This is a genomic window from Sphingomonas sp. (assembly GCF_042091075.1).
GTDB lineage: Bacteria > Pseudomonadota > Alphaproteobacteria > Sphingomonadales > Sphingomonadaceae > Sphingomonas.
This window is the reverse complement of sequence record NZ_JBELIE010000207.1, coordinates 1-4,438: the sequence shown is the minus strand read 5'-3', so window position 1 is coordinate 4,438 and position 4,438 is coordinate 1. Positions and strand designations below refer to the sequence as shown.

Annotated in this window: 4 protein-coding genes and 1 pseudogene; 3 read left to right on the top strand and 2 right to left on the bottom strand. The window is 69.9% G+C overall.

Translation table 11 applies throughout. The annotated features are described in order from the left end of the window. The 3 genes from ACFDSW_RS15325 to dld form a co-directional block, all read left to right on the top strand. The coding region (locus tag ACFDSW_RS15325) for a DUF1501 domain-containing protein (protein WP_375251139.1) at positions 1 to 821 on the top strand (821 nt) is incomplete at its 5' end. A gap of 46 nt (positions 822 to 867) precedes the next feature. Further along, positions 868 to 1,824, top strand: coding sequence for a 2-hydroxyacid dehydrogenase (locus ACFDSW_RS15320; RefSeq protein ID WP_375251138.1), 957 nt, complete (start codon positions 868 to 870; stop codon positions 1,822 to 1,824). Positions 1,825 to 1,914: 90 nt separating this feature from the next. Continuing rightward, positions 1,915 to 3,600: a D-lactate dehydrogenase gene (dld, locus tag ACFDSW_RS15315; protein WP_375251137.1), complete on the top strand. Its 1,686-nt coding sequence runs from the start codon at positions 1,915 to 1,917 to the stop codon at positions 3,598 to 3,600. A 73-nt stretch (positions 3,601 to 3,673) separates the two neighbouring features. Here dld and ACFDSW_RS15310 read toward each other — a convergent pair whose 3' ends face one another. After that, positions 3,674 to 4,060 (bottom strand): Mth938-like domain-containing protein, encoded by a 387-nt coding sequence (locus ACFDSW_RS15310; protein WP_375251136.1) that lies wholly within the window; start codon positions 4,058 to 4,060, stop codon positions 3,674 to 3,676. 7 nt (positions 4,061 to 4,067) lie between these two features. Then, positions 4,068 to 4,438 (bottom strand): annotated as a pseudogene (locus ACFDSW_RS15305) (protein translocase subunit SecF); the annotation flags it as partial.

Sequence of the window (4,438 nt, the reverse complement as noted above, 5' to 3'; positions counted from 1 at the left end):
ACTTCGATGGCCAGAACGTGCTCGAAACCGGTGGCACCGGGCCGTACCAGCTGCGCGATGGCTGGATGAACCGGATGCTGTCGCTGATCCCCTCCGGCGAGGCGCGTGCGATCGCGGTGACGGCGACGGTGCCGATGGCGCTGCGTGGCCCGCATGAGGTCGCCAGCTACGCGCCGTCGGCATTGCCGCAGGCCTCCGACGACCTGCTGCAGCGCGTCTCGATGCTGTATCAGGGCGATAGCCAGCTCCATGGCTTGTGGAGCGAGGCCCTGTCGACACGCGAGCTGACCGGCGATCTGGCGGCGGACAATGGCCGTGCGGCGGGCGCGACCGGGGGACTGGCGGCACGGCTGCTGGCACCCGCCAATGGCGCGCGGATCGCGATGATCGAGACGGGCGGCTGGGACACGCATACGCAGCAACGGGCGCGTCTGACCGCCAATCTGCGGGGGCTGGACGCGATGATCGGCGCGCTGCGTGCCGGGCTGGGGCCGGTATGGGATCACACCGTCGTGCTCGTCGCCACCGAGTTCGGCCGTACCGTCGCGGTCAACGGCACCGGCGGGACCGATCATGGCACCGGCACGGCGGCGATGCTGATCGGCGGCGCGGTGAAGGGTGGGCGCGTGCTGGCCGACTGGCCCGGCCTGGCGACCGCGAACCTGTATGAGGGGCGTGACCTGAAACCGACGATGCCGCTCGACGCCTGGGTGGCCGGGGCGGTCGCCGGGCAGTTCGGGATCGATCCCGCGCGCGCGTTGACGGGTCTGTTCCCCGGCAACGCTGGCGCGCAGCCGGTTACCGGCCTGATCCGCGCCTGACCGCGTCACACTCGTCTTTCACGCGCGAACCACCTAACGGGGCGTGATGAGCCGTCCCGCGATCGTGATGCCCGCCCCGCTGCCCGATGCCGTGATCGCCGCATTGGACGCGCGATTTACGCTGCACCGCTGGTGGCAGATCGAGGACCAGGCCGGCTTTCTGGCGCGCGAGGCGGGCGCAATCCGCGGTCTGGCCGCCAATACGCTCGCCGGCCGCGTTGATGCTGCCTGGTTCGATCGGTTTCCCGCATTGGAGATCGTCGCCAGTTTCGGGGTCGGTTACGATCATGTCGATGCCGCGGGCGCGGCGGCGCGTGGCATCGTCGTCACCAACACACCGGGCGTGCTCGACGACGAGGTCGCCGATCTGACGGTCGCGCTGCTGCTGGCGACGCTGCGTCGACTGCCGCAGGCGGATCGTTATGTGCGCGACGGTCGCTGGGCGGATGCGCCCTTTCCTCTGTCGTCGACATTGCGCGGGCGGCGGGTGGGGATTCTGGGGCTGGGCGCGATCGGCAAGGCGGTGGCGCGGCGACTCGAGGGGTTCGACGTGGCGGTCAGCTATCATGGCCGCTCGCGGCAGGAGGGGGTGTGTTACGATTATTATCCCACCCCGGTGGCGCTGGCGGCGGCGAGCGACGTGCTGATCGTGGTGGTGCCGGGCGGCGCATCGACGCGGCATCTGGTCGATGCTTCGGTGCTGGCGGCACTGGGCCGTGACGGGGTGCTGATCAATGTTTCGCGCGGAAGCGTGGTCGATGAGGCGGCACTGGTCTCCGCGCTGGAACGGGGTGTGATCGAGGCGGCTGGGCTCGACGTCTATGAGGATGAACCGCATGTGCCGGCGAGCCTATGCGCGATGGATCAGGTGGTGTTGCTGCCGCACATCGGCTCCGCCTCGATACGCACCCGGGCGGCGATGGGGCAATTGGTGGTCGACAATCTGGTGGCGTGGTTCGACGAGGGCCGCGCCCTGACCCCCGTGGCGGAAACGCGGCGGTAGGGCGTAGTTCGGCGCGGCAGGGGCGGGGGGTAGATCGCCGGGTTATGGCGTACCCGTGCGTCGCGGCGATGGAGCGCCTAGATACGGCGGATGACCGTCACCGACACGACCCTTCTCGCCGATCTGCGCCATATCGTCGGCAAGCGCCATGTGCTGACCGGATCGTCCGCGACATTGCGCTTCCGTCGCGGGTATCGCGGCGCGGCGGGGCAGGCGCTGGCAGTGGTGCGACCGGGCACGCTGGTCGAGCAATGGCGCGTACTGGCGGCCTGCGTGGCGGCCGACGTGATCGTCATCACCCAGGCCGCGAACACCGGGCTGACCGGCGGATCGACGCCGCAGGGCGATTACGATCGGCCCGTCGTGATCGTCAGCACGATGCGCCTGACGGGGCTGTACCTGCTCGACGGGGCGCAACGCGCGCTGTGCCTGCCCGGGGTGACGCTGCATCAGCTTGAACGCGCGCTGCGCCCGCTGGGGCGGGAGCCGCATTCAGTGATCGGATCGTCGTGCTTCGGTGCCTCGGTGATCGGGGGCGTGTGCAACAATTCGGGTGGCTCGCTGGTGCGTCGTGGCCCCGCCTATACCGAGGCCGCGCTGTATGCGCGGCTGGGCGACGATGGCACGATCGCGCTGATCGACACGATCGGGCTGGGGGAGGGCGATGCGCTGTCGGTGCTGGCGCGGCTCGACGCCGGGCAGGTGCCGGGCGATGCGGGGGCGCAGGCGATCGCGCGCTCCGACCCTGATTATGCGCGCCATGTCCGCGATGTCGCCGCTGCCACGCCCGCACGCTACAACGCCGATCCGCGCCGGTTGCGCGGTGCCTCCGGCAGCGCGGGGCGGGTGATGGTGTTCGCGGTCGCGGTCGATACGTTCGCGAAGGAGAGCGCGACGACCACTTTCTATATCGGCAGTAACGATCCGGCCGTGTTGACACGGCTGCGCCGCGCGATGCTGGACAGCGATCTGCCGCTGCCGATCGCGGCGGAATATCTGCACCGTACCACCTTTGCCACCGCCGCGCGCTATGGCCGCGATACCGCCTTCGCGATCCGGCGGCTGGGTACCGATCGCCTGCCGGGGCTGTTCGCCGCCAAGGCGCGGATCGACTCGGCGTTCGGCCGCCTCGGCGTCCGCGACGCCAGCGAACGGATGATGCAGGCCGCCGCGCCGCTGCTGCCCGGTGCGGTGCCGGCGCGCATCGGCGCGTGGCACGAACGGTACGAGCATCACCTGCTGCTCAAAGTGTCGGAAGATGATGCGGAAGCCACGCGCGCCTTGCTCGACCGGCTGGCAGGTGATGGCGACGCGGGCAGCTTCACCTGTACCCCGACGGAAGCGGAGGCGGCGTTCCTGCTGCGCTTTGTCGCGGCGGGGGCGGCGGTGCGGCGGCAGGCGGTCGACCGTGCGGTGGGGGGGATCGTGGCGCTGGACGTCGCCTTGCCGCGCAACGCGACCGAGTGGCTGCCGGCGGTGCCGGCCGCGGTGCGCGACGATGTGCTGGCGGAGATGCACTACGGCCATTTCTTCTGCCACGTCTTCCACCGCGACTATCTGATCCGGCGCGGGGGAGACGCGATGCGGGTCAAGCGGGCGCTGCTCGCCGCGCTGGATGCGGAGGGGGCGGAATATCCCGCCGAGCATAATGTCGGCCACAGCTATGTCGCCAAGCCCGCACTGGCGAACTTCTACCGCTCGCTCGATCCGCGCAACCGGCTCAACCCCGGTATCGGCGCGACGAGCCGGGCGCCGCGCTGGGGCGAGCAGGCCTAGGCCGAGGAGAGCAGAAACCGCATCACAATGCGCTGAGCACAGGCGGGATTAACAGACGCCAATACGGGTGGCGTCACGTCCCCAGCGGGTACAGCGCAGCCGCGACGCGGCGCCCCTCGGCGCGGAGCACGCCCCAGGCGCGCGCGGCGGCGCGGCTGTCCATCGCTTCCACACCGATCCCGCGTGCCTCCAGCGCGCGGACCAGCGCGCGCGGCGGGAGATGCAGATTCGCGCCGGTGCCGAGCAGCAGGAATTCGATCTCGGGGACGAACAGCGACGCCACTGCCGCTTCGTCGAGTTCGGCAAGCGGCGGCGGAGCCCAATTGTCCGCGCGGGCCGCCGTCAGCAGCAGCGCGGGATAGATACCGATCGTCCCGTCCGGTGCATCGACCTTGAACCCGGCGGCGCCGAAACCGCGGACCAGCGGTCCTTCCGCCGGGCGGTCGCGCTCCATCCTCATGCGGGTCTCACGTGCGGGGGCCGACCCGTTCGGCACCCTCGACACCGGTCGCGGGACGCGCCTTGTCGCTCGCCTCCGGCTCGGCACGCAGGCCCAGCGAGATCAGCAGTGACGACGACACGTAGATCGACGAATAGGTGCCGACGACGATGCCCAGGATCATCGCCGCGGTGAAGCCGCGCAGCACGTGCCCGCCCAGCAGCAACAGCGCGAACAGCGCCAGCAGGATCGTCACCGAGGTCATCACCGTGCGCGGCAGGGTTTCGTTCACCGACAGGTTGATGATCTCCCGCATGTCCATCTTGCGGTAACGGCGCATATTCTCGCGGATACGGTCGTCGATCACGATCTTGTCGTTGATCGAATAGCCGATGATCG